Genomic DNA, 21,987 nt, shown 5'->3' on the forward strand with positions numbered 1-21,987 from the left:
CACAAAAAAGGCGGCCTTGTGGCCGCCTTTCTCGATACCGCGCCAACGGCTTACTTCGAAGCCTGCTTGGAGACGTTGGAGGGGTCGAAGAAGCCGACGTCGTAGTCCTTCTCGCTGTTCTCGTCCTCCTCGTTGTTCATCGCCTGCACCAGGTAACGACCGGACTGCAGGTCGTAGACCGATTCCAGCACCGGGCTGGAGAACGGCTTGTCGTAGGCCATCACGAAGTGGGTTTCCTGCACGCGCCAGAGCGTGTTGCGGGCGTCGTAGTTGTCCACCGCGACGATCTGCCAGCTGTCCTCGTCGATGTAGAACATCCGCTTCTTGTAGATGTGCGTGGTGCCCGCCTTGACGTTGGCCTCCACCACCCAGACCCGGTGCAGCTCGTAACGCGGCAGCTCCTGGTTGACGTGGTTCTTCTTGACGATGTCGGCGTACTTGTACTGGTTGGAGTGCACCTTGTAGGAGTTGTACGGCACCAGCATTTCCTTCTTGCCGACCAGCTTCCAGCTGTAGCGGTCGGTGGCGCCGTTGAAGGTATCGGTCTGGTCGTTGGTGCGCAGGCCGTCGGCACCGGTGCCGGGATTGTCGTAGCCGACGTTGGGCGCGCGGCGCAGGCGGCGCTGGCCGGGGTTGTACTGCCAGGCGCGGCGCGGCTCCTTCACCTGATCCATGGTCTCGTGCACCAGGGTGATGGTGCCGGCCAGGCGCGGCGGCGCGGTGACCGTCTGCATGAAGTAGATGCCGACGTTGTTGAGCTGCTCCGGGCTGATGCCCTTGGTGTCGTACAGAAACTTCACCTGCTCGCGGATCTTCACCAGGTTGAAGGCCCCGGTGGTGGTCACCGCCGCCTGGGCGTTCCAGCGGTCGATGCCGACGCCGCGGTAGCGGAACTTGTGGTTCCAGATCGGTTCGTTGCCGGTCTTCGGGATCGGGAAGGGAATGCCCACCACCGCGCCATTGAGCGCCTCGCCACCGTTGCCGACTTCGGCGTTGAGCGCGTTCTTGTAGGTCGCCTCGTAGACGAAGTCAGGGAAGGCGCCGCTGCGGCGGGTCGGGTAGACGTTCATCTTGTAGCTGTCGCCGTACTTGGCGAACAGCGCCTTCTGGCCATCGGTGAGCTGCGCCTTGTACTGCTCGACGTTGGCCTTGGTGATGGTGAACTTCGGCTGGTCGTCGGCGTAAGGGTCGCAGTACCAGGTGCCGGTGCCCTTGAAGCAGGCCGGCGGCTTGGTCAGGCCGCCCTCCCATTTGGGAATGCTGCCGTCCTTGTTGCCAGCACGCTCGGCGCCCACCGGAGTGAGCTCCTTCTTCAGCTTGTCGGCCTCCGCGGGGGAGACCTTGGCAACCGCTGCGCCGCTGGCGAGAGCCAGCAGCAGCGCAGCAAGAACGGCGCGATTCATGTGCTTCTCCTCATTATCTGGGGGCAGGACAATAGCGGACCGATCCCGGCGCCCGCCAGTTCCGCGCCCCGGCTTGAGGCGTTTTTCTCATCACTAGCAATAGATGAAGGGATCTTCCTCATATTCACCGACCGCGCCGCCGGTAAGCACCGGATTGAGCGCACCCAGCGGCGAGAGGTTATCCCAGTACTGATGCCGCAGCTGCACCAGGCCGGTCTGGAAGCGGCAGTAGCCGATGTCCTTGGCCGCCGGCGGCGTGCCGCCCAGACCCAGGAAGGCCAGGGCCTTGGCGATCACTTCCTTGTCGGGATTGGCGGAAAGCACACCCCAGCCGATCTGCAACCAGGGCGCCGCCGGATTCACCGGCAGGCCGCCCAGGTCGAACACCCCTTCGACCGGATCGTAGTCGGCGATCTGCGGAATGTAGGCGGCTTCCTCCAGCGCGCGACGGACCTGCCAGTTGCTGAGCGTGGTGCCGTCGCTGGCCTGCGCCATCACCGATTGGTTGTTCTCCCGCACCAGGATGCCGCCGGCATGGCCGAGCGCGCGCCGCGCCTCCAGCACCAGCTTGGAAGCCAGCCCCGCCGACAGCGGCGTCGAGAAGCTGGTGCCGGCGGTGAACTCGTTGGTGCCGCTCTCACAGGCCATGCAGTAGGGCAGGTTCTGGGTGAAGTCGGAGATGAAGTCCGGGAACAGACCGGAGAGCAGCGTGCGGCCGTTGGAGGAATCCTCCTCGAAGCCGGAGATGCCGATGCTCCACCAGGGCCCGGCGCCGGCGCGCAGCGGCGACAGGCCGGGGCCGTTGCCAGAGGAGCTGAAGTGCAGCTTGCCCAGCGCCACCACGCCCTCGAAGGTGTGGAAGAAGGTATTGGCCTCCGGCAGCGGAATGCCGACCAGGGGCACCGAGGAGCCATAGCTGGTGGTGACGATGTCCACCGCCGGGTGCAGGAAGGCGTAGGCGTGCGAGGCCTCCGAGCCCAGCGCGTCCGGCTCCACGAACAGCAGCACCGCCTCCGGGTTGCCGGTCAGGACCGCCGAGGAGGTGCCGACGCCGTGGGTGTCGTCCTCCGTGTCCGGCAGGATGGGAATGCCGCCGTCATTGGTCTCGCGCAGGGTGACGGCGAGGATGTTGGTGCCGGTGAACCAATACAGCTCGCCCTTCTTGATGCCGGCCCAGATCGCGGCGTCGGCGGCGAAGTCGGCAGCGAAGTCGCCGGTGCGGGTCAGCGTCAGCTGGTGTGCGGCGTCCACCCCCAGCTCCGCCAGCAGCGCCGGCGTGACGCTGGAGGGCGGGCTGCCGGCCGGATAGATGCTGCTGCCGGCGTTGTAGAAGGCGTGGTAGGGATTGATGCCGGTGTCGATGTCGGCCACCACCACCCGCGCCGCCGCGCCGCTGCCGCCGGAGGAGCTGCCGCCGCCGGAAGAACTGCTGGTGCCACCGGAGGACGAGGACGACGAGCCCGAAGTCGAACCGCCCGAGGAGGAGCCGCCCGATGAGGAGGACGAGGAGCCGGAAGTCGATCCGCCGGACGTCGAACCGCCCGAAGTGGAGCCTCCGGAGGTGGAACCTCCCGAAGTCGAACCTCCCGAGGTAGAGCCTCCCGAAGTGGAGCCCCCGGAGGTAGAGCCGCCCGACGTCGAGCCACCCGAGCTGGAACCGCTGGAGCTGGAGCCACTGGAAGTCCCGCCCGAGGAGGACGAGGAGCTGCTGGAACCGGAGGAGCTACCGGTGCCGCCGCTGCTGGACGAACCCGAGCTGGAGGAGCCGGCATCGGGCAGGCTGCCGTCGCTGTCGGGGGCACCGCCGCAGGCGGACAAGAGGAGACTGGCCGCGAAGGCGGCGGAAAGCAGGCGCGAGGGGAGCATGGCAGTGGGCCGACGGTGAACTGACTCGGTCATCAGAATGCAATTGCCGGGCCGTTGGCAAGTCCGGACCTGATCGGACTTCAGTTTTCCTGGCCGGGCAGGCTCGCCAGCGCCACCGGCGCGACCAGTCCGTAGTAGCGCTGGAGCAGCGCAAACAGCGCCGGGTGATGTAGCTGAAGCGCCTCCGGCTGCTGGAAGTAGGCCTCGCTGACCACCCCGAAGAACTCGCCCGGGCTCTGCGCGCCGTACTTGTCCAGCACCGGCGGCCGGCGGTGGCGTTGCAGGCGCGCGTACTCCGCACCCATCACCTCGGCCCATTCCGCCGCCAGCTCACGCGGCATCGGCGGCGCGCCCTCGCCGGCCGGGTTCTCCTCGTCGAGGGCATGGGCGAATTCGTGGACGACGACGTTCACCGGGTCGCCGGCCAGCGCCGCCTCGACATCGGCCCAGGACAGCACCACCTGCCCCGGCCCCTGCTCGCCGATGCGCGCGTCGGGGGCGTCATCGACCAGTTCCAGGCCTTCTTCCAGCGGCTCGTGCAGCGGCGGCACCAGAAAGGCGTCGGGGTAGATCAGTAGCTCGCGGATTTCCGGAAACAGCGGCTGCCGCTCGGCGCCTTCCTGCAGCCGCAACAGGCAGGCCAGGCCGGCGATCAGCAGGCGCTGCTGTTCGTCCAACACATGACCGCCGCAGGCCAGCCAGCGCTTGCCCAACCGCAGGCGCTGCACCTGCATAAACCAGCGCTCGCGCTGCGCCGGCGACATCCAGGCGGCGACCGCGATGCGGGCTTGCAGCAGCGCGCGCTCGGCTTCGCTCAGCGGCAGGGTTTGCAGTGCCTGCCGCTGGCGACGACGGCGGCGCCACTGCCAAAGCAGGCCGGCGGCCAGCAACAGCGCCAGCAGCAAGGGCAAGTAGGCCGGCATCGGCGACGCCGCGCTACAAGGGGCTGAGCTTGGCCATGGCCAGCATCAGCCACTTGGTGCCGGCATTGGCGAAGCGGATCTCCACCCGCGTGCGCTCGCCCTCGCCATCGAAGCTCAAGATGGTGCCCTCGCCGAAGCTGGGATGCATCACCCGCTGGCCCAGCCTGTAGCCGCCATAGCCGACTTCCGCGGTCATCTTCGCCGACAGCGCCGGGCGGCTGAGGTTGTAGCCCTCCTGCTGGCGCTCGCGCCAGGCATTGCCATGCTCGTAGCCGCTGCCCAGCCCCGAGCGCGGCGCGCCGCCGCCATAGCTGCCGCGGCCGGACTGCACGCCGAAGCTGCTGCGCAGCACCGCCGCGCGCGGCCGGGTCTCGACCAGGGTCTCGCTGGGGATTTCCTTCAAAAACTGCGAGGGCGCGCAGATCTGCTCGACACCGTGGATGCGGCGGGTCTCGGCATAGCTGAGGGTCAGCTGCTGGCGGGCGCGGGTGATGCCCACGTAGCAGAGCCGGCGCTCCTCTTCGAGATTGCCCTCGTCGACCGCGCGCATCGACGGGAACAGGCCGTTCTCCAGGCCGACCATGAACACCACCGGAAACTCCAGGCCCTTGGCGGAATGCAGGGTCATCAGCTGCACCGCGTCCTCGCCGGCGCTGGCCTGGCCTTCGCCGGCTTCCAGCGCCGCGTGGGTGAGGAAGTTGAGCGCCGGGTCCAGGCCTTCCTCGTCCGGCCGCTCGAAGGACTTGGCGGCGTTGATCAGCTCGTCGAGGTTTTCCAGCCGCGCCTCGGCCTGCTCGCCCTTCTCCCTCTTGTAGTGCTCCTTCAGGCCGGAGCGCTCGATCAGTTTCTCCATCTTGGCGGCCAGCGGCAGCTCGCGGGTCTGCTGGTCGAGCAGGTCGATCTGGTCCAGGAACAGCCCCAGCGCGCCGGAGGTACGGCCCAGCGCCGCGCTGCCGGAACGTGCCGCCTTCCACAGCGACAGCTCGTGCTGCTTGGCGAAGGCGCGCAGCTTTTCCAGCGAGGTGGCGCCGACGCCGCGCGGCGGCGTGGTCAGCGCCCGCTCGAAACTGCCGTCGTCGTCGCGGTTGACCAAGAGCCGCAGCCAGGCCAGCGCGTCCTTCACCTCCATGCGCTCGAAGAAGCGCAGGCCGCCGTAGATGCGGTAGGGCAGGCGCGCGCGGATCAGCATTTCTTCCAGCACGCGCGACTGCGCATTGCTGCGGTAGAGCACGGCGAGATCGCTGTAGCGGCCATGCCCGTCGAGGTAGTCGCGCATACGGTTGACCACGAACTCCGCCTCGTCGTACTCGTTGTAGGCGGCGTAGAGCTGGATCGCCTCGCCCTCGCGGTCCTCGGTCCAGAGGTTCTTGCCCAGGCGGCCGGAGTTGTGCGCGATCAGGCCGTTGGCGGCCTTGAGGATGGTGCCGGTACTGCGGTAGTTCTGCTCCAGCCGCACCAGCTCGATGCCCGGGTAGTCGCGGGAGAGCTTCTGGATGTTCTCCACCTTGGCGCCGCGCCAGCCGTAGATCGACTGGTCGTCGTCGCCGACCGCGAAGATCTTCGCGTCCGGCCCGCAGAGCAGGCGCAGCCAGAGGTATTGCAGGGTGTTGGTGTCCTGGAACTCGTCGACCAGCACATGCCGGAACTTGGCCTGGTAGTGCTCGCGCACCGCCGGCACGTCACGGAACAGCTCGTAGGCGCGCAGCAGCAGCTCGGCGAAGTCGACTAGCCCCTGGGCCTCGCAGGCCTGCTGGTAGGCGGTGTAGGCGCGCACCAGCTGACGCTGGCTGTAGTCGCCCTGGTCGGCCATCTGGTGCGGACGGCGGCCTTCTTCCTTCTGGGCATTGATCCAGCCGGTGACCATCTTCGGCGGGAAGCGGTCCTCCGGCATGTCCAGACCCTTGAGCACGCGCTTGACCAGGCGTTGCTGGTCGTCGGCGTCGAGAATCTGGAAATTCTGCGGCAGCTTCGCCTCGCGCCAGTGCAGGCGCAGCAGCTTGTGGGCGGTGCCGTGAAAAGTGCCGACCCACATCGCCCGCACCGGCACGTTCACCAGTTGCTCGATGCGGCCGCGCATCTCATTGGCGGCCTTGTTGGTGAAGGTCACCGCCAGCACCGAATGCGGCGAGACGCCTTCCACCGCCATCAGCCAGGCGATGCGGTGGGTGAGCACGCGGGTCTTGCCGGAGCCGGCGCCGGCCAGCACCAGCCGGTGCTCGGGCGGGGCGGTGACGGCTTCGCGCTGGGCGGGGTTGAGGGCTTCGACGAGGGCGACGAGGCGGGGATCGGTTTGGGTGTACGCGTCGAATTGCATGGCGCTAGTTTACCGGCGACGCGCCAAGCTGCCCCGCAATTGGTGACAGGCCCTAGTGCAACTCCAGCCGCGCGCTCAGCCCATAGGTTCTCTGATCGCCCACCACCGCGCCGTAGTCGCCTACGCCGTAGATCGGGTTGATCGCGGCGAGGTAGTCCTCGTTGAAGACATTGCGCACCCAGGCGGAGACCTCGACGCCGCGCGCATGCTTGATGCCGACGCGCAGATTGCTGAGGCTGTAGGCGGCGATCTCGGAGCCGCGGCCGCGTTCGATTGTGCCGTAGTAGTCGCTGCGGTAGCTGGTGTCGAAAGCGCCGTAGGCCTCGTAGTTGTCGGCGAGAGACCGGTTCAGTTCGATGCCGGCGGTGGCGGTGACGATGGGCGCGTTGTACAGGCGCTTGCCGGAGAGATCCTTGGTGCTGGTGCGCGCGTCCTCGTCCGGCGCGTTCTTGAAGTCCACGGTCACCGCGCGCCCATAGCTGCCGCCGGCGCGCAGGCTGAGCCAGGACCAGGGCCGCGCACGGCCTTCCAGCTCCACACCCTGCAGTCGCACCTTGCCGACGTTCAGCAGGTTCACCTGCGCCGGGTTGGGGAACAGCGTCGGCTCGTTGTCGAAGGTGAGCGCCTGGTAGTTGCGGACGATGCTGTGATAGGCGGCAAGATTTGCGCCCAGGCGGCGGCGGAAGAACTGGCTCTTCAGGCCCAGCTCGAAGCTGGTGGCGGTCTCCGGCTCGAAGGTCTCCTTCACCGAGCTGCCGGTGACGCCGAGATTGATGCCGCCGGCCTTGTAGCCATGGCCGATGCTCAGATAGCTACGCACCGTCGGCGCCAGCTGATAGCCGAGCGCGAACTGGCCGGAGAACTGGCCCTCGTCATAGCTGGTGGCGCGGCTGTAGGGCGCGCCGATCACCTGATCGAGGATCAGGCCGAGAGTGAAATTGCGCGGGTCGGGGATGCCCAGCGCCGCGAACAGCGCGCCCGGCAGCTGCGGCAGGCTGGCGGGATCATTCGGGTCCACCGTGCCGCCGGTGTTGGAGGCGGTGCGGGTGCGCACCACGCTGCCCTTCTTCAGCTCGCGGGTGTAGCGCAGGCCGAAGCTGGCGTCGAAACGCGGCGTGAGGTGCCAGTCCAGTGAGCCGAACAGCGCGCCGCTGCGGCTGGTCTGCTCGCCCCGGGTGAGATTGGCGGTGCCGGCGGCGTTCTCGCCGGGAGCGACGAGGTCGAACAGCAGGCCGGAATTGGACTGCGTGAGCGGCAGGCCGGTGAGGTCGCGCAGGATGCCGCCGAAGGCCCAGGGGATCAGATCCTTGCCGACCACGAAGCGGTCCAGGGCTACCAGCTGCTGCTCGATCAGGAACAGGCCGCCGACCAGATCGACCTCGCCCTGCTTGCTGGCCAGGCGCAGCTCCTGCGACCACTGCTGGTGGTTGTTGATGGAGCCGGACAGCGGCACCAGCTCGCGGCTGGTGGCGTCGTCGTTGTAGGGCACGAAGCGCCAGTCGCGCCAGGCGCTGATGCTGGTCAGGGTGGTGTCGCCGTTGTCGCCGAAGCTCCAGTTGATCTCGTTGCTGACCGCCTTCTGGTGCATCTCGATGCTGACCTGGCTGTCGTACTGCACCTGCCGCGCATAGGGGTTGACCGGCTCGCGCTGGTACTCGATGTAGGCGTCGCGCTGCCTGATCGCGTCGCGGTAGCTGGTGAGCAGAAACACGCAGCAGTCCTCGTGCGCGTCGGCGTATTCGTAGATCAGCCGCGAGCTGAAATTCTCGCTGGGCGCCCACAGCAGTTGGCCGCGCAGGCCGCCCTTGTGCTGGTTCTGGAAGCTCCGGTCGTCGTAGCGGTTCTCGATGCTGCCGTCGCGGCGGGTGAGATAGCCGGTGAGCCGGCCAGAGAGCGTCTCGCCGATTAGCCCGCCGTTGATGCTGCCCCGCAGTTGCCGATAGCCGAGATTGCCGACGCTGCCCTCGGCCCTGGCCTCGAACTCCGGCGTCGGCGCCTTGGTGACGATGTTGAAAGCGCCGGCGGTGGTGTTCTTGCCAAACAGCGTGCCCTGCGGGCCGCGCAGCACTTCAACGCGGTCGAGATCGACCAGATCGAACACCGAGAGGCCCTGACGGCCCAGGTACACGCCGTCGAGAAACAGGCCCACGCTGCTTTCCAGGCCGTCGTTGGCGGAGGACGAACCCAGGCCGCGGATGGTGTAGCTGGTCAGGCGCGGGTTGGGCACCGAGACCACCAGGCCGGGCACACGCTCCTGGATGTCCTGCGGCCGATAAAGGCCGGCGGCGGCGAGCTGATCGCCATCGAGTACGGTCATCGAGATCGGCACCACCTCGACCTTTTCCTTCTTGCGGCGGGCGGTGACTACCACGGTATCCAGCGCCGCCGGGCTCTGCACCGCCTCGGGCGCGGGTGCCGGCGCGGCGGACTCGGCCAGGCTCTGCACCGGAATGCTGGCTGGCTCGGCCTGATCCACCGCCGCCGCGGTCTGCGCCTGCGCGGCTGGCGCCAGCATGCCCAGCAAAAGCCCGAGCGCGGTGGCGGAGACAACAGCGGGCCGGGCCGTGGCGGCCACGGCGCTGACGAGTTTCTGTAGGGACATGCGACACCGCGGCGGCAAAGGAATAGCGGGCTATTCAATCCGCTGCGAAGGCGCGGCAGAAATATCGATTATTTCTATAGAAATGCAGCAGGCCGGAAACGCCGTGCGCAAGCGCTGCCGCCCTCAGGCCCAGGACACCACCACCTCGCGCGGCCCTTCGTAGGGCAGCCGGCCATGGCCGGTGGAGGCGTTGTCGATCACCACCACATCGCCCTGCTGCCAGGGCGTGATGACCAGGTTCTTCCAGATCGCGCGGATCACCGCATCGACTTCGGCGCTGGGGATCTCGCTGCCGTCGGCGAAGGTCGCGTGCATGGCCTGGTCCTCGGCGGCGACGGTGCGCCGCTTCCAGGCGCTCAGGGCGCGCGCTAGTGCCCAGTAACGCAGATGGCGCAGATTGGGGCGCAGCTTCAAGACCTGGAAATATTCGAGGTGGCCGGCGTCGAGATGGAAGTTGTGGATGTGGTTGAACCACACCGGCTCGCCGGTGACCGGATGCGGGCGCACCGGCTGGTGATGGCTGATCAGCGCCAGCCGGTCGTTGGCTTTCCACACCGGCTGAAAGCCTTCGCGCGCGCAGGTCGCTTCCACCACCGCGCGGTCGCGGGTGTTGAACATCTCGGTCCACTTCTTCAGCTCGAAGAAATCCTTCTTGGTCTCGCCAGGGCCGGAGTAGTTGCGGATGATGCGCAGGCCTTTCCTGGCCCAACGCTCGCGCAGCGCGGGGTCGAGATCGCGGTAGACGGCGCGGAAGTCCACCAGCGGCGTCTCGCCGAACTTGCCCGGCGCGATGGTGCAGGCAAAGAACAGCCGCGAGGGTGGCTTGGCGGTGAACGACATCTCGTTGTGCGCCGGCAGCGGGTAGAAGTCCGGCAGCTCGCTGGCCGAGAACACATAGCCGCTCTTGCTCAAGGCGATGCGCGGCGAGGATCCCAGGTATTCGTTCTGCAAGCCGGGCTCGATGGCGCGCGCCACCACCTCCACATCGTCGACGCCACGCACACCGAAGCCGCGGAACAACAGGGCGCCGACCTGGTGCAGTTGCTCGGTGACCCAGTCCCGGTTGGCCTCCAGCCAGGCGCTCAGGCCGGCGACATCGGCGATGCCGGCCGGCTGCACCAGCAGCGGCAGGCGGGCGGGGCTCAGTGAAAACGGCGGACGGTTGGCGGACATGGGCGGCACCAGATCAACAAGGAGGATGCGCGCATCGTCCCGCATTTGCCGGGGTATCAGTAAATAGCGTTTTGTTCATAACCTAGGCGCCGCAAAGTATTGGTTGGCCTAGGGCTGCCTTGGGCACAGTGCCCGCTTTTGCAGACTCCCACCCATGAGCGCCCTCGATCAGGCCAGCATCCATTTCTCCGCCGACAGCCTGCGCGTGCTCAATCTCGCGCTGGCCTTCCTGATGTTCGCGGTGTCGCTGTTCATCGAGCGCGAGCCGCTGGCGCAGCTGCGCCGCCGGCCGCGCAGCCTCTTGGTGGGCCTGGCTTCGCAGTGGCTGTACATGCCGCTGATGACGGTGGCGCTGGTGCTGCTGCTGAAGCCACCGCCGGGCCTGGCGCTGGGCATGCTGCTGGTCTCGGCCTGCCCGGGCGGCAATGTGTCGAACTACCTGTCGATGCTGGCGCGCGCCAACGTCGTGCTGGGCATCAGCCTGGTGACCATCTCCACCATCGCCGCCGCGCTCGCCACGCCGGGCCTGTTCGCGCTCAGCGCGCGTGCGGTCGGCGCCGCCGGGGCCCTGCCCGAACTGCATGTCGATCTCATCGGCATGCTCTGGACGGTGCTCGCCATCGTCGCCCTGCCACTGGCCCTGGGCAGCCTGTTCAAGCACTACGCGCCGGCGCTGGCGCTGCGCATCCGCCAGCCGCTGCGGATCGCCGCCGGCCTGCTGCTGATGGCCTTCATCGTCGTCGGCTTTGCCGGCAACTACCGGTTGTTTGTGCAGCACATCGACGCGCTGTTCGGCTGGGTGTTTCTTCTCAATGCGCTGGCGATCGCCGGCGGCTACGGCCTGGGCTGGCTGTTCCGGCTGCCGGAAGCCGACCGCCGCGCGCTCGCCATCGAGACCGGCATCCACAACTCCGGCCTGGGCCTGGTGCTGATCTTCAACTTCTTCGACGGCTCCGGGCCGATGGCGCTGATCGCCGCCTGGTGGGGTGTCTGGCACATCCTCGCCGGCGGCATCGTGGCGGCGGTCTGGTCGCGCTTTCCGCCGCAACCCGCGGTCAGCGCCTAGCCGGCGCCAGCGACATGACTGCTCTTGCGCGCGGCGCGCAGGGGCTGCGAGAGCTCCTGCAAAATGCCGCAGTCACCGGCCACGCCGGGAGCCGCGCAGCGCGCACGTAGGGTCTTGAGCTGCGCCTGCAGGCCGCGCAGCAGGCGCAGGCGCTCGGCGACATGGCCCAGATGCGCCTCGAGCACGGCGTTGACCTCGGCACAGCCCAGCTCAGGCTGGTCGCGCAGGCGCAGCAGCTCGCGGATCTCCTGGTGGCTCATGTCCAGCGCGCGGCAGTGCAGGATGAATTCCAGCCGGCCGCGCTCGACCTCCGAGTACAGCCGGTAGTTGCCGGCACTGCGCTCGGGCGCCGGCAGCAGGCCCTGGCGCTCGTAGTAGCGGATGGTTTCCACCGGCACCGCGAGCGCCGTGGCGAGGTCTCCGATTCGGTAGTGGCGGGCACTCATGCGAACTCCGGCGCTTGGGGGCTTGAGCCTGAAGTTACTACAGGCTGTCCAATGGCGGCCTGCAAGCCATAAGGAAGCCGTCCATGTCCGCCCACTGCTGCCACGCCGACACGCCCGCCGGAAAGCCCATCCCGCCAAGCTACCGGCGCGCGCTGTGGATCGCGCTGGTGGTGAACTTCGGCATGTTCCTGGTCGAGATGATCGGCGGCTGGGGCGCGGGTTCGGCCTCGCTGCTGGCCGACGCGGTGGACTTTTTCGGCGACGCCGCCAACTACGCGCTCTCGCTCTACGCCTTGTTGCTGGGCTCGATCTGGCGCTCGCGCACCGCCCTGCTCAAGGGTCTGAGCATGGGCGCCTATGGCGGCTATGTGCTCGCGCAGGCGGCCTGGAACGGCTGGCACGGCGTGCTGCCGGAGGCCAGCACCATGACCGCCATCGGCACCCTGGCCCTCATCGCCAATGTCTCGGTGGCGGGCTTGCTCTACGCCTACCGCGACGGCGACGCCAACATGCGCTCGGTCTGGCTGTGCTCGCGCAACGACGCCATCGGCAATCTCGCCATCCTGCTCGCCGCCGCCGGCGTGTTCGGCACCGGCAGCGGCTGGCCCGACCTCTTGGTGGCAGCGGTGATGGCGGGCTTGGGCCTGAGCGCGGCAAGGCAGGTCGTACGCCAGGCGCGCGCCGAGTTGCGCGAGGTGGCGACGCAGCCCTTGCACAGCCACTGACGGACGGAAATTGCAGAGGAGATTTCCTCGGCCTGTCATCTCCACCGCCTAGGCTGCGCGACCCGATCTTCATGGACGAACGACCGTGCCCGCCGCCCTACGCCTCCTCGCGCTCAGCGCCCTGCTGAGCCTCGCTGCCTGCGGCAGCAACGACGACAGCACCCCGCCCGCCACCGAGCCGCCGCCGGTCGCCAAGGTCTGTGCTCCATATGAAGGCGAGCCGCTGGCCAGCCTGCGGCCCTACGAGGGGCTGATGCACATGCATTCCAGCTACTCCGACGGCGTCATCACCGACGTGCCGGGCGACTACTTCGCCAAGGCCAAGGCGCTGGGCTACAGCTTTGTTGGGGGCAGCGAGCATTCCGACACCCTCAACACCGGCCTGTTCCTGTCGGTGGGCGATCAGTGCTTCGCCTCGCTGGAGGGCTTGCTCACCTGCCTGACCCCGACCGCCGACGAGCTGGTGAAGTGGCAGAACACCGCCGCGCAGGCGCAGGCGGCGAGCGACGAGAACTTCCTCGCCATCCGTGGCTTCGAGTGGACTTCCGACCGTTTCGGCCACATCAACGTCTACTTCTCGAAGAACTTCAGCAACGCCAAGTTCGACGGCGGCTACCTGTTCACCATGGATACCTTCTGGGGCTGGTTCACCCGCGATGCCGACACCCCGGCGCTCAACGGCGGCAGCCTGAGCGGCGAGGTGCCGATGGGCGGCGGCAGCGACGCCCTGGCGCACTTCAACCATCCGCACGACAAGTGCTTCGACACCGAGAGCGCGGAGTGCGACTGGAACGACTTCACGCTGATCCCCGAGGCGGTGGAGCGCATGTTCGGCATCGAGGTCTACAACACCGATCACCGCAACGACCGCTACCTGCCCTACATCGCCAAGGCGCTGGACAAGGGCTGGCGGCTGTCCTTCATCGGCTCCGAGGACAACCACTGGGGTACCTACGGCGCCGAGGAGCACCCGAAGACCGTCAGCCTCGCCACCGACTTGGGTGAGGCGGCGATCAAGGCGGCCTGGCTGGCGCGCCGCACCTACGCCCTGGCGCCGGGCCAGCATCTGCGCGTGGACTTTCAGGCCGAGGGCCATCCCATGGGTTCGCAGCTGAGCTGCGACCTGGGCAGCCGCGTGGTCCTGCAGACCCAGGTGAGCCAGAAGGACGGCAGCCCCTACGCCGGCACGCTGCGACTGTTCGGCGCCGGCGGCCAGGAGCTGGCCAGCACCGACAGTGCCCACGGCCGCCTGGAAGTGCCGGTGACCGAGGGGACCCACTGGTACTTCGTGCGGGTGGACGGCGCCGATGGCCTGTCGGCGGCCTATCTGGCGCCGGTCTGGATCAGCTCGCGCTGACCAGCTCCCGCCGCACCTCTCATCGGGTCTCGCCCGCCCTGGATCGTCGCAGGTCCGGCGTCGCCGGCCGGCGGCGGCACAGTGCCCCGCGCTCCTCGCAACACTGACGGCGAGCGTGGAGGCCCTATGCCGCAAACCCTGTTCATCCGCCACTACCCGGACGGCCTGGCCGTCACCGTGCGCTGGTGGCCGGCGCTCGGCCAGGCCGGTGAGCGCTGTAGCGGCGAGCTGGAGCTGTACGCCAGCCAGGGCGGGCGCCTGCTGCTGGAAGAACGCCATCCGCTGACTGAGCTCAACCTGCGCCAGCGCGAACGCCACAGCACGGCGCTGGCCAATGCCTTTGTCGAGCGACTGCGGCAGACCCTGGCCGCCCACAAACCTGCGCCGGGCTGAGTCCGTCTACACCCCTTGGAGGACGTCGCCGGCGCACGAGCCTGCCACCATAGGGCCTGATCCGCCTCGCGCCGCCGGGCGCTGGCATGGTCGTTGTTACCGCCTTTCAGCAGGCCGGTGCGCAACCAGTCACGGTGGAACCGATGGCCAACCTGCGGGGGAACCCATGAGCGGCAGCATCAAGAAGTTGCTGGTAGCCAATCGCGGCGAGATTTCGATCCGGGTGATGCGCGCGGCGGCGGAGATGGGCATCCGCACCGTCGCCATCTACGCCTACGAGGACCGCTTCGCCCTGCACCGCTTCAAGGCCGACGAGAGCTATCTGGTCGGCAAGGGCAAGAAGCCCATCGCCGCCTACCTCGACATCCACGACATCGTCCGCGTCGCGGTGGCCGCAGGCGTCGACGCCATCCACCCCGGCTACGGCTTTCTCTCCGAGAACCCGGACTTCGCCGAGGCCTGCGCGGCGGCCGGCATCCGCTTCGTCGGCCCCAGCCCCAAGGTACTGCGCACGCTGGGCGACAAGGTGGCCGCGAAGACGGCGGCGGTGGCGGCGAACGTGCCCACGCTGCCCGCCACCGGCGAGTTGCCGCGCGATCTCGAAGCCTGCAAGCCGCTGGTGGCCAAGGTGGGTTACCCGGTGATGATGAAGGCGAGCTGGGGCGGCGGCGGCCGCGGCATGCGGGTGATCGAGTCGGAAGCCGAGCTGGGCGCGCAGATGGAATCGGCCCGCCGCGAGGCGCTGGCCGCCTTCGGCAATGACGCGGTCTACGTCGAGAAGCTGGTCAAGCGCGCGCGCCATGTCGAGGTGCAGATCCTCGGCGACACGCACGGCCACATCGTCCACCTGTTCGAGCGCGACTGCACGGTGCAGCGCCGCAACCAGAAAGTGGTGGAGCGCGCGCCCGCGCCTTACCTCGACGCCGCGACGCGCGAGTCGCTGTGCGCTTCGGCGGTGCGGCTGTGCCAGAGCGTGGGCTACTCGCACGCCGGCACGGTCGAATTCCTGATGGACGCCGACACCGGGCTGTTCTACTTCATCGAGGTCAATCCGCGCATCCAGGTTGAGCACACGGTCACCGAGATGGTCACCGGCGTCGATCTGGTGGCTGCGCAGATCCGCGTCACCGAGGGCGCGCATATCGGCGAGCCGGGGCTGCCCAAGCAGGAAGACCTGCGGCTCTCCGGCCACGCCCTGCAATGCCGCGTCACCACCGAGGACCCGGAAAACGGCTTCACGCCCGACCACGGCCGCGTCAGCGCCTACCGCAGCCCGGCCGGCTTCGGCATCCGCCTCGACGGCGGCACGGTGTATTCCAACGCGGTGGTCACACCGCACTACGACTCGCTGCTGGTGAAAGTCACCGCCTGGGCGCCGGAAGCCAATGTCGCCATCCGCCGCATGGACCGCGCATTGCGCGAGTTCCGCATCCGTGGCGTCTCGACCAATCTGCAGTTCCTGGAAAACGTCATCGCCCACCCGCTGTTCAGCAGCGGCGAGGCGACCACCCGCTTCATCGACACCACGCCGGAGCTGTTCAAGTTCACCGCCCGCCGCGACCGCGCCACCAAGCTCCTGAGCTTCATCGGCGAGGTGGTGGTCAACGGCAATCCGGACATGAAGGGCCGCGCCAAGCCCAGCGGCCCGCTGGCCCTGCCGCTGCTGCCCGCAACCGATCTGGTGCCCGCGCCGCCTGCGGGGATGCGCGACAAGCTCAAGCAACTGGGGGCCAAGGGCTTCGCCGACTGGATGAAGGCGCAGGATCGCGTGCTGCTCACCGACACCAGCATGCGCGACGCGCACCAGTCGCTGTTCGCCACCCGCATGCGCACGGCCGACCTGTTGCCGATCGCGCCGCACTACGCGCGCCTGCTGCCGGGCCTGCTGTCACTGGAATGCTGGGGTGGCGCGACCTTCGACGTCGCCCTGCGCTTCTTGAAGGAAGACCCCTGGGACCGCCTGCGACAGTTGCGCGCGGCGGTGCCCAACATCCCCTTCCAGATGCTGCTGCGCTCGGCCAATGCGGTGGGCTACACCAACTACGCCGACAACGTGGTGCGCTACTTCGTGCAGCAGGCGGCGAAGGAGGGCATCGACATCTTCCGCGTGTTCGACTCGCTCAACGCGGTGGACAACATGCGGGTGGCGATGGATGCGGTGATCGAGTCCGGCGCGGTCTGCGAGGGCACGGTCTGCTACACCGGCGACCTGTTCGACCCGGCGCGGCCCAAGTTCAACCTCGACTACTACGTGAAGCTCGCGAAGGCGCTGGAGAAAGCCGGCGCCCATGTGCTGGGCATCAAGGACATGGCCGGCGTCTGCAAGCCGCGCGCCGCCGGCGAGCTGGTGCGCGTGCTCAAGCAGGAGGTGGGCATCCCTATCCACTTCCACACCCACGACACCAGCGGCATCGCCGCCGCCAGCGTGCTCGCCGCCGTCGAGGCCGGCGTCGATGCCGTCGATGGCGCGCTCGATGCGCTCTCCGGTCTCACTTCGCAGCCCAATCTCGGCAGTATCGCTGCGGCGCTCGCCGGCCATCGTCGCGACCCCGGCATCGATACCGGCGCGATGCAGCAGCTCTCCGACTACTGGGAGGGCGTGCGCCGCTACTACGCGCCTTTCGAGTCCGACATCAAGAGCGGCACCGCCGATGTCTACCGCCACGAGATGCCGGGCGGGCAGTACACCAACCTGCGCGAGCAGGCGCGCAGCATGGGCCTGGAGTCGCGCTGGGCCGAGGTCTCCAAGGCCTATGCCGACGTCAACCGCGCCTTCGGCGACATCGTCAAGGTCACGCCCAGCTCCAAGGTGGTCGGCGACATGGCGCTGTTCATGGTCGCCAAGGGCCTGAGCATCGAGCAGTTGGTGGACCCCGATTACGCCGTGGACTTCCCCGAGTCGGTGGTGCAGTTGTTCCGCGGCGAACTGGGCCTGCCGCCCGAGCCCTGGCCGGCGGCGCTGCAAGCCAAGGTGCTGCGCGGCAAGCCGGCGCTGAGCGAACGCCCGGGCGCCAGCCTCGCCGCCGTCGATCTCGTTGCCGAGCGCGCCAAGACCGAGCAGGCGCTGGGCGTGAAGCTCTCCGACGCCGATCTCGCCAGCCACCTGATGTACCCCAAGGTCTACAAGGACTACGTCGAGCACCAGAAGCTTTATGGCGATGTCAGCGCCCTGCCGACGCCGGTGTTCTTCTACGGCCTGCCGGACAACGAGGAGATCAGCGTCGACATCGACACCGGCAAGACCCTGGTGATCCGCCTGCAGGGCCGCACCGAGCTGCTCGACGAAGGCGCCAGCAAGCTGTTCTTTGAATTGAACGGCCAACCGCGCGCGCTGCGCGTCGCCCATGCCGGCGTGAAGCAGGCCTATGAGCGGCGCAAGGCCGCGGAAGGCAATGCCTTGGAAGTCGGCGCACCGATGCCCGGCACCGTGGCGCGCCTCGCGGTGCAGGCCGGCCAGCGCGTCGCCAAGGGCGAGACCCTGCTATCGCTGGAAGCGATGAAGATGGAAACCCTGGTCGCAGCCGCGCAGGACGCGGTGGTCAAAGCCGTGCATGTGCATGCCGGCGACGTGGTGCGGCCGGGCGATTTGCTGATTGAGATGGAGGCGGGATAGGCGGCCGTTTTCTACAGCCTCAACGCCCCAATTCAGCCATGTGACGAATGCGCAGCGGCTGGCACGTCGGCTGCAATTGATTGTTGGACGCGCTCATGTGCCGACGCTGTGGGCAGTACCCTGGGGAAAAGACCGCAGATGGTTGACCAGTTGCTTAATCAACACGAGCCGCTTGTCGATGTTCCATTTCATGACAAGGCTAGCGATGCTAAAAATGATGACAATTAAAAATTGCGGCCAAGTCTCAGAGAGCTTTACCGAAAAAATTGCTGTCGCCACGCCAAAAAGCGTCAGCGAAATGCCGTAGTAACTGCTTCTTTTCTCCAGCTGTAAGCCGTGGTTTTCGAATTGCGTGGCCAGCAGGTGCGGCGGGCGACGATAACTGCCATCTTCTTCTGTGAGAGCCATGAGAAGCTGGCGCCCAACATTCTCTGCGTGTTGAATATCGGCGGCGGCCAGTTGAACGAACGTATCTGTTGTGTCGTTTAGCTCCGCTCGAACAGTACTGAGCCGCTGGTACAGCTTTTTCTCGTGCTCGTTGCTGAGTGACGTAATTAGGTTCAGCTCTTTGTCCACTCGTTCCTCCTTAGCGCCCAACGCCCACCTTCAGCCGCGGATTTGACGACGCAAAGCGGCGGCAAATATTGTCAGCCGGAAGGCATGGTTGGGCCTAAGACTCCTGGCTGGCAAGCGTCGCATACAGTGCCCAATACTCTTCGAGCTTTACCGACTTTGATCTAACGGCCTCGGCCCCATTCGCTGCTTCAAGAAGCTGGAGAATGGAAATCTCCCGACCAAATTTGGCTCTAATAATGTTGTGCGTGGCCATGGCCTGATCTGCAATCTTGTCTTGGGGATAGCCAGTTGCACTTTGCAGCGAGCCAAGAAGGAAGCGAATTCTCTTAACCGAAATATCTTCTTCACTTACAAAGTTCCCAGCGTTGACTATGGCGACCTTCTGCTCAAGCGAATAGCTCTCGCTGGAAGGCGCCTGTCCGTCGCTACATGCGGTAGCGACGCTAGCAATCAGTAGCCATACAACAAAGCGCATTCATTCCTCCTTTAGACCCAACGAGTTTGTAGAAAAACGCCCCTGCCGAAGCCCATGAGCTTGGCGGGTGACTTTTCGCAATTCGCTTCGGCGGTGAGCCGTTCGATGTTCATGGTGGCGATTTCCCGGATCGCGATGTTCTGCAAGTGACGGTACTGCGTTTCCGGGGGCTTTCCAAGGTGAATTTACGCGGGGCCCAGGCTTGCGGCGCCTGGGCGTTGTGGGGAGGACAAAGAGCTTCCATTGCGCATCCTTCTTCAGTGCGGGCCGCTCTTCCGCTCCCCTCCCCCTTGCGGGGAGGGGTTGGGGGAGGGGGAAGCCCAGCAACGGAGCGCGCACTTCGTTGTAAAGCCACCCCCTCCCTAGCCCTCCCCGCAAGGGGGAGGGGACAATAGCGGCCCTGCTTCGTCGCTCAGCATGCGGCCACTCCACGAGTTCCCCTTGCCCACCTCACCCCGCACTGCCTACCTAAGCGGCCTGCTGCTCGCCCTCGCCGGCTCGGTGTTCTTCTCGGCCAAGGCCGTGGTCGCCAAACTGCTGTACCGCGAAGGCATCGACGCGGTGACGCTGATCGCGCTGCGCATGCTGCTGTCGTTGCCAGTGTTCCTAGCGGTGGCGATCTACACCTGGCGCCGCAAGCCGCGGCTTTCCGCGAACGACCTGTGGCGCATCGCCGGCCTCGGTCTGCTCGGCTACTACGCCAGCAGCATGCTCGACTTCCTGGGACTGCAATACCTCTCCGCCGGGCTGGAGCGGCTGATCCTCTTTCTCACCCCCAGCTTCGTGCTGCTGCTGGGCATCGTCTGGCTGCGGCGGCCGGTGACGGCGCGGCAATGGCTGTCGCTGGTGGTGGCCTATGGCGGCGTAGTGCTGGTGTTCTGGCACGACCTGCACCTGGGCGGCCGCAACACCGTGCTCGGCTCGGCCCTGGTGCTGGGCGCGGCGCTGGTCTACGCGGTGTACCTGCTGGCCTCGGGCGAGCTGCTCAAGCGCGTCGGCAGCGTGCGCCTGGTGGCCTTGGCGATGAGCGTGTCTGCGCTGGCCTGCCTTGCGCAGTACGCGCTGCTGCGGCCCTGGCCGACCTTGTTCGCGCAGAGCGACGCGGTGTGGTCGCTGTCGCTCATCAACGCCGGGCTGTGCACGGTGCTGCCGGTGTTTCTGACCATGATCGCGGTGGCGCGCGTCGGCGCCGGCCCGGCCTCGCTGGCGGGGATGATCGGCCCGGTCTCGACCCTGTTCCTGGCCTACTGGCTGCTGGCGGAGCCGATCACCGGCCTGCAACTCGCGGGCACCGCGCTGGTGCTGGCGGGCATGCTGCTGCTGTCTTCGCGGGCGGCGACGGCGGCTGCGCCGAAAACCTGAGCCGCCACTGGCCCGCCGCCAGCGCCGCGCGCATCATGCGCGGCAGTTCAGTCCTGCCAACCCCGCCGCCGCATGTCCACCGACGCCGAAGTCACCAGCATCGCCCACGTCATCCAGCTCGCGGTCGCGCCGGTGTTTTTGATCGCCGGCATCGGCTCGATGCTGGTGGTGCTCACCAACCGCCTGGGCCGCATCGTCGACCGCGCCCGCAAGCTGGAAGAGCAACTGGCGGTGAGCGGCGACAACTACGACCTCGCGGTCAACGCCAACCTGCACATCCACGCCCGGCGCGCGCGGCTGGTGCAGTTCGCCATCGGCTGCTGCGCGCTGTGCGCGCTGATGATCTGCACGGTGGTGATGGTGCTGTTCATCGGCGCCCTGTTCGAGATGAACTTCGCCTCGCTGGTGGCGGTGATCTTCATCGCCGCGATGACCTCGTTCATCCTCGCCCTGCTGTTCTTCCTGCGCGAGATTCACCTGGCGATCCGCCACCTCGGTATCGTCGCCCGGTCAAAGCCGCCGGTGCGGCCATAATGCCGCCCTGCCAGTTCAGCCCCAAAGAGCCCCGATGATCCTCGACCGCTACCTGATCCGCGACGCCCTCGGCGCCTGGCTGGCGGTGGCGGTGGTGCTGCTGGCGATCATGCTTTCCACCCGCTTCACCTTCTTCCTGGCGCTGTCGGCCAAGGGCGATCTGCCGCCGGACCTGCTGTTCAAGGTGGTGGGCCTGTCCAGCCTCCGCTACATGGTGCTGCTGGTGCCGGTGGCCCTGCTCCTGGGCGTGATGCTGTCGCTGGGCCGGCTGTACAAGGACAACGAGATCGCCGCGCTCACCGGCTGCGGCGTCGGGCTGTCGCGCTTCTACCGGCCCTATCTGTTCCTGGGCCTGGCGATGGCGGCGCTGACCGCGGCCCTGTCCTTCGAGATCAGCCCCTGGGCGGCGCGCCAGGCCGACTACCTGCTCAAGGACGCCAAGCGGCTGGTGCAGTACACGCCTTTCGAAGCCGGCCGCTTCAAGCCGGTGGCCGACGGCAAGGCGGTGTTCTACACCAGCAGCCTGAGCGGCGACGGCACCCAGTTGGGCGAGGTGCTGGCCTTCATCGAGGAAGAAGGCGGCACCACCCTGCTCACCGCCAAGAGCGGCACCCAGGCCATCGACGGCAACACCGGCGAGCGGCAGATCAGCTTGAGCCAGGGCCAGCGCGCGCGGGTGACGCCGGGCGAGGCCCGCACCGAAGTCGCCGACTTCGCGCGGCTGTCCACCCGCATCACGCCGCCGGACTTCATCTTCAACAGCAGCAGCCGCGCAATCATGTCCACCGCCGCGCTGGCCGCCTCCGGCGACCCCAAGGACCGCGCCGAGCTGCACTGGCGCATCGCCGCGCCGCTGTCGGCGCTGATCCTGGTGCTGCTGGCGGTGCCGCTCGCCCACGTCGGCCCGCGCCAGGGCCGCTACGGCAAGCTGGTGATCGGCGTGCTGGCCTACCTCGCCTATTCCAATGTGCTGAGCCTGGGCCAGGCCTGGATGGCCAAGGGCACCCTGCCGCCGGTGCTGGGGCTGTGGTGGGTGCATGCGCTGTTTCTCGGCATTGCCGGCTGGCTGGTGTGGCGGCAGCGCAGGGTGTAGGTCGGAAAGATCCGACGCGCCGCCAGACGGCGTTAGACAAGCCGCACCCGGCTGCTTAGTCTGGCG

General features: G+C 67.3%; 19 protein-coding genes. 9 read left to right on the top strand and 10 right to left on the bottom strand.

Annotation, left to right across the window (positions count from 1 at the left end):
• Positions 1–50: 50 nt before the first annotated feature.
• Entirely contained in the window at positions 51–1,403 is a 1,353-nt protein-coding gene (locus tag AC3WT6_RS01870; RefSeq protein WP_492651854.1) for a DUF1329 domain-containing protein, read from the bottom strand.
• 93 nt (positions 1,404–1,496) lie between these two features.
• Positions 1,497–2,774 carry a S8/S53 family peptidase gene (locus tag AC3WT6_RS01875; protein ID WP_492651855.1) on the bottom strand — a complete coding sequence of 426 codons (1,278 nt, stop codon included), beginning with the start codon at positions 2,772–2,774 and terminating at the stop codon, positions 1,497–1,499.
• Here AC3WT6_RS01875 and AC3WT6_RS01880 point away from each other — a divergent pair.
• On the top strand, positions 2,764–3,288 hold the full coding sequence (locus AC3WT6_RS01880) for a hypothetical protein (RefSeq protein ID WP_492651856.1): 525 nt from the start codon (positions 2,764–2,766) through the stop codon (positions 3,286–3,288). The genes AC3WT6_RS01875 and AC3WT6_RS01880 overlap by 11 nt on opposite strands.
• Before the next feature lie 61 nt (positions 3,289–3,349).
• Here the strand turns inward: AC3WT6_RS01880 and AC3WT6_RS01885 are convergent, their stop codons facing one another.
• From AC3WT6_RS01885 to AC3WT6_RS01900, 4 genes are all read right to left on the bottom strand, one after another.
• The gene (locus tag AC3WT6_RS01885; RefSeq protein WP_492651857.1) at positions 3,350–4,192 is read right to left on the bottom strand and encodes a M90 family metallopeptidase; all 843 of its coding nucleotides are present in this window, start codon (positions 4,190–4,192) and stop codon (positions 3,350–3,352) included.
• Between the two features lie 13 nt (positions 4,193–4,205).
• Complete coding sequence (gene uvrD / locus AC3WT6_RS01890) at positions 4,206–6,506, bottom strand: DNA helicase II (protein ID WP_492651858.1); 2,301 nt, start codon at positions 6,504–6,506, stop codon at positions 4,206–4,208.
• A 52-nt stretch (positions 6,507–6,558) separates the two neighbouring features.
• Entirely contained in the window at positions 6,559–9,108 is a 2,550-nt protein-coding gene (locus AC3WT6_RS01895; RefSeq protein WP_492651859.1) for a TonB-dependent receptor, read from the bottom strand.
• 123 nt (positions 9,109–9,231) lie between these two features.
• A complete protein-coding gene (locus AC3WT6_RS01900; RefSeq protein WP_492651860.1) occupies positions 9,232–10,281 on the bottom strand; it encodes a TauD/TfdA family dioxygenase in 1,050 nt (349 codons plus the stop codon).
• Positions 10,282–10,435: 154 nt separating this feature from the next.
• On the opposite strand from AC3WT6_RS01900, the gene AC3WT6_RS01905 reads away from it, so the two are divergent.
• On the top strand, positions 10,436–11,347 hold the full coding sequence (locus AC3WT6_RS01905; protein WP_492651861.1) for a bile acid:sodium symporter family protein: 912 nt from the start codon (positions 10,436–10,438) through the stop codon (positions 11,345–11,347).
• Here the strand turns inward: AC3WT6_RS01905 and cadR are convergent.
• Positions 11,344–11,793 carry a Cd(II)/Pb(II)-responsive transcriptional regulator gene (gene cadR, locus AC3WT6_RS01910; RefSeq protein ID WP_492651862.1) on the bottom strand — a complete coding sequence of 150 codons (450 nt, stop codon included), beginning with the start codon at positions 11,791–11,793 and terminating at the stop codon, positions 11,344–11,346. The two genes, AC3WT6_RS01905 and cadR, sit on opposite strands and share 4 nt — an antisense overlap.
• 83 nt (positions 11,794–11,876) lie before the next feature.
• Between cadR and AC3WT6_RS01915 the strand changes: the two genes are divergently transcribed.
• The 4 genes from AC3WT6_RS01915 (at position 11,877) to AC3WT6_RS01930 (ending at position 17,881) form a co-directional block, all read left to right on the top strand.
• Positions 11,877–12,518, top strand: coding sequence for a cation efflux transmembrane domain-containing protein (locus tag AC3WT6_RS01915; RefSeq protein WP_492651863.1), 642 nt, complete (start codon positions 11,877–11,879; stop codon positions 12,516–12,518).
• An 85-nt stretch (positions 12,519–12,603) separates the two neighbouring features.
• Positions 12,604–13,875, top strand: a complete 1,272-nt coding sequence (locus AC3WT6_RS01920) for a CehA/McbA family metallohydrolase domain-containing protein (protein ID WP_492651864.1) — start codon at positions 12,604–12,606, stop codon at positions 13,873–13,875.
• A gap of 126 nt (positions 13,876–14,001) precedes the next feature.
• Positions 14,002–14,268, top strand: coding sequence for a hypothetical protein (locus tag AC3WT6_RS01925; RefSeq protein ID WP_492651865.1), 267 nt, complete (start codon positions 14,002–14,004; stop codon positions 14,266–14,268).
• A 166-nt stretch (positions 14,269–14,434) separates the two neighbouring features.
• Positions 14,435–17,881, top strand: coding sequence for a pyruvate carboxylase (locus tag AC3WT6_RS01930; RefSeq protein WP_492651866.1), 3,447 nt, complete (start codon positions 14,435–14,437; stop codon positions 17,879–17,881).
• Positions 17,882–17,974: 93 nt separating this feature from the next.
• Here the strand turns inward: AC3WT6_RS01930 and AC3WT6_RS01935 are convergent, their stop codons facing one another.
• From AC3WT6_RS01935 to AC3WT6_RS01945, 3 genes are all read right to left on the bottom strand, one after another.
• Entirely contained in the window at positions 17,975–18,457 is a 483-nt protein-coding gene (locus AC3WT6_RS01935; protein ID WP_492651867.1) for a hypothetical protein, read from the bottom strand.
• Positions 18,458–18,551: 94 nt separating this feature from the next.
• A complete protein-coding gene (locus AC3WT6_RS01940; protein ID WP_492651868.1) occupies positions 18,552–18,932 on the bottom strand; it encodes a hypothetical protein in 381 nt (126 codons plus the stop codon).
• 11 nt (positions 18,933–18,943) lie between these two features.
• Complete coding sequence (locus AC3WT6_RS01945) at positions 18,944–19,078, bottom strand: hypothetical protein (RefSeq protein ID WP_492651869.1); 135 nt, start codon at positions 19,076–19,078, stop codon at positions 18,944–18,946.
• 271 nt (positions 19,079–19,349) lie between these two features.
• Between AC3WT6_RS01945 and AC3WT6_RS01950 the strand changes: the two genes are divergently transcribed.
• From AC3WT6_RS01950 to lptF, 3 genes are all read left to right on the top strand, one after another.
• Positions 19,350–20,294, top strand: a complete 945-nt coding sequence (locus tag AC3WT6_RS01950) for a DMT family transporter (RefSeq protein ID WP_492651870.1) — start codon at positions 19,350–19,352, stop codon at positions 20,292–20,294.
• Positions 20,295–20,366: 72 nt separating this feature from the next.
• Positions 20,367–20,828 carry a DUF2721 domain-containing protein gene (locus tag AC3WT6_RS01955; protein WP_492651871.1) on the top strand — a complete coding sequence of 154 codons (462 nt, stop codon included), beginning with the start codon at positions 20,367–20,369 and terminating at the stop codon, positions 20,826–20,828.
• A 34-nt stretch (positions 20,829–20,862) separates the two neighbouring features.
• Positions 20,863–21,921 carry an LPS export ABC transporter permease LptF gene (gene lptF, locus AC3WT6_RS01960; protein WP_492651872.1) on the top strand — a complete coding sequence of 353 codons (1,059 nt, stop codon included), beginning with the start codon at positions 20,863–20,865 and terminating at the stop codon, positions 21,919–21,921.
• Positions 21,922–21,987 lie beyond the last annotated feature (66 nt).

This window comes from Stagnimonas sp. FW305-C-60, assembly GCF_058782965.1.

Excerpts from the sequence above, each read along its gene's own strand:
- AC3WT6_RS01870 (WP_492651854.1), bottom strand. The coding sequence starts at position 1,403 with ATGAATCGCGCCGTTCTTGCTGCGCTGCTGCTGGCTCTCGCCAGCGGC.
- AC3WT6_RS01880 (WP_492651856.1), top strand. The coding sequence starts at position 2,764 with ATGTCGGCCACCACCACCCGCGCCGCCGCGCCGCTGCCGCCGGAGGAG.
- AC3WT6_RS01885 (WP_492651857.1), bottom strand. The coding sequence starts at position 4,192 with ATGCCGGCCTACTTGCCCTTGCTGCTGGCGCTGTTGCTGGCCGCCGGC.
- uvrD (WP_492651858.1), bottom strand. The coding sequence starts at position 6,506 with ATGCAATTCGACGCGTACACCCAAACCGATCCCCGCCTCGTCGCCCTC.
- AC3WT6_RS01895 (WP_492651859.1), bottom strand. The coding sequence starts at position 9,108 with ATGTCCCTACAGAAACTCGTCAGCGCCGTGGCCGCCACGGCCCGGCCC.
- AC3WT6_RS01900 (WP_492651860.1), bottom strand. The coding sequence starts at position 10,281 with ATGTCCGCCAACCGTCCGCCGTTTTCACTGAGCCCCGCCCGCCTGCCG.
- AC3WT6_RS01905 (WP_492651861.1), top strand. The coding sequence starts at position 10,436 with ATGAGCGCCCTCGATCAGGCCAGCATCCATTTCTCCGCCGACAGCCTG.
- cadR (WP_492651862.1), bottom strand. The coding sequence starts at position 11,793 with ATGAGTGCCCGCCACTACCGAATCGGAGACCTCGCCACGGCGCTCGCG.
- AC3WT6_RS01915 (WP_492651863.1), top strand. The coding sequence starts at position 11,877 with ATGTCCGCCCACTGCTGCCACGCCGACACGCCCGCCGGAAAGCCCATC.
- AC3WT6_RS01925 (WP_492651865.1), top strand. The coding sequence starts at position 14,002 with ATGCCGCAAACCCTGTTCATCCGCCACTACCCGGACGGCCTGGCCGTC.
- AC3WT6_RS01930 (WP_492651866.1), top strand. The coding sequence starts at position 14,435 with ATGAGCGGCAGCATCAAGAAGTTGCTGGTAGCCAATCGCGGCGAGATT.
- AC3WT6_RS01940 (WP_492651868.1), bottom strand. The coding sequence starts at position 18,932 with ATGCGCTTTGTTGTATGGCTACTGATTGCTAGCGTCGCTACCGCATGT.
- AC3WT6_RS01950 (WP_492651870.1), top strand. The coding sequence starts at position 19,350 with ATGCGGCCACTCCACGAGTTCCCCTTGCCCACCTCACCCCGCACTGCC.
- AC3WT6_RS01955 (WP_492651871.1), top strand. The coding sequence starts at position 20,367 with ATGTCCACCGACGCCGAAGTCACCAGCATCGCCCACGTCATCCAGCTC.
- lptF (WP_492651872.1), top strand. The coding sequence starts at position 20,863 with ATGATCCTCGACCGCTACCTGATCCGCGACGCCCTCGGCGCCTGGCTG.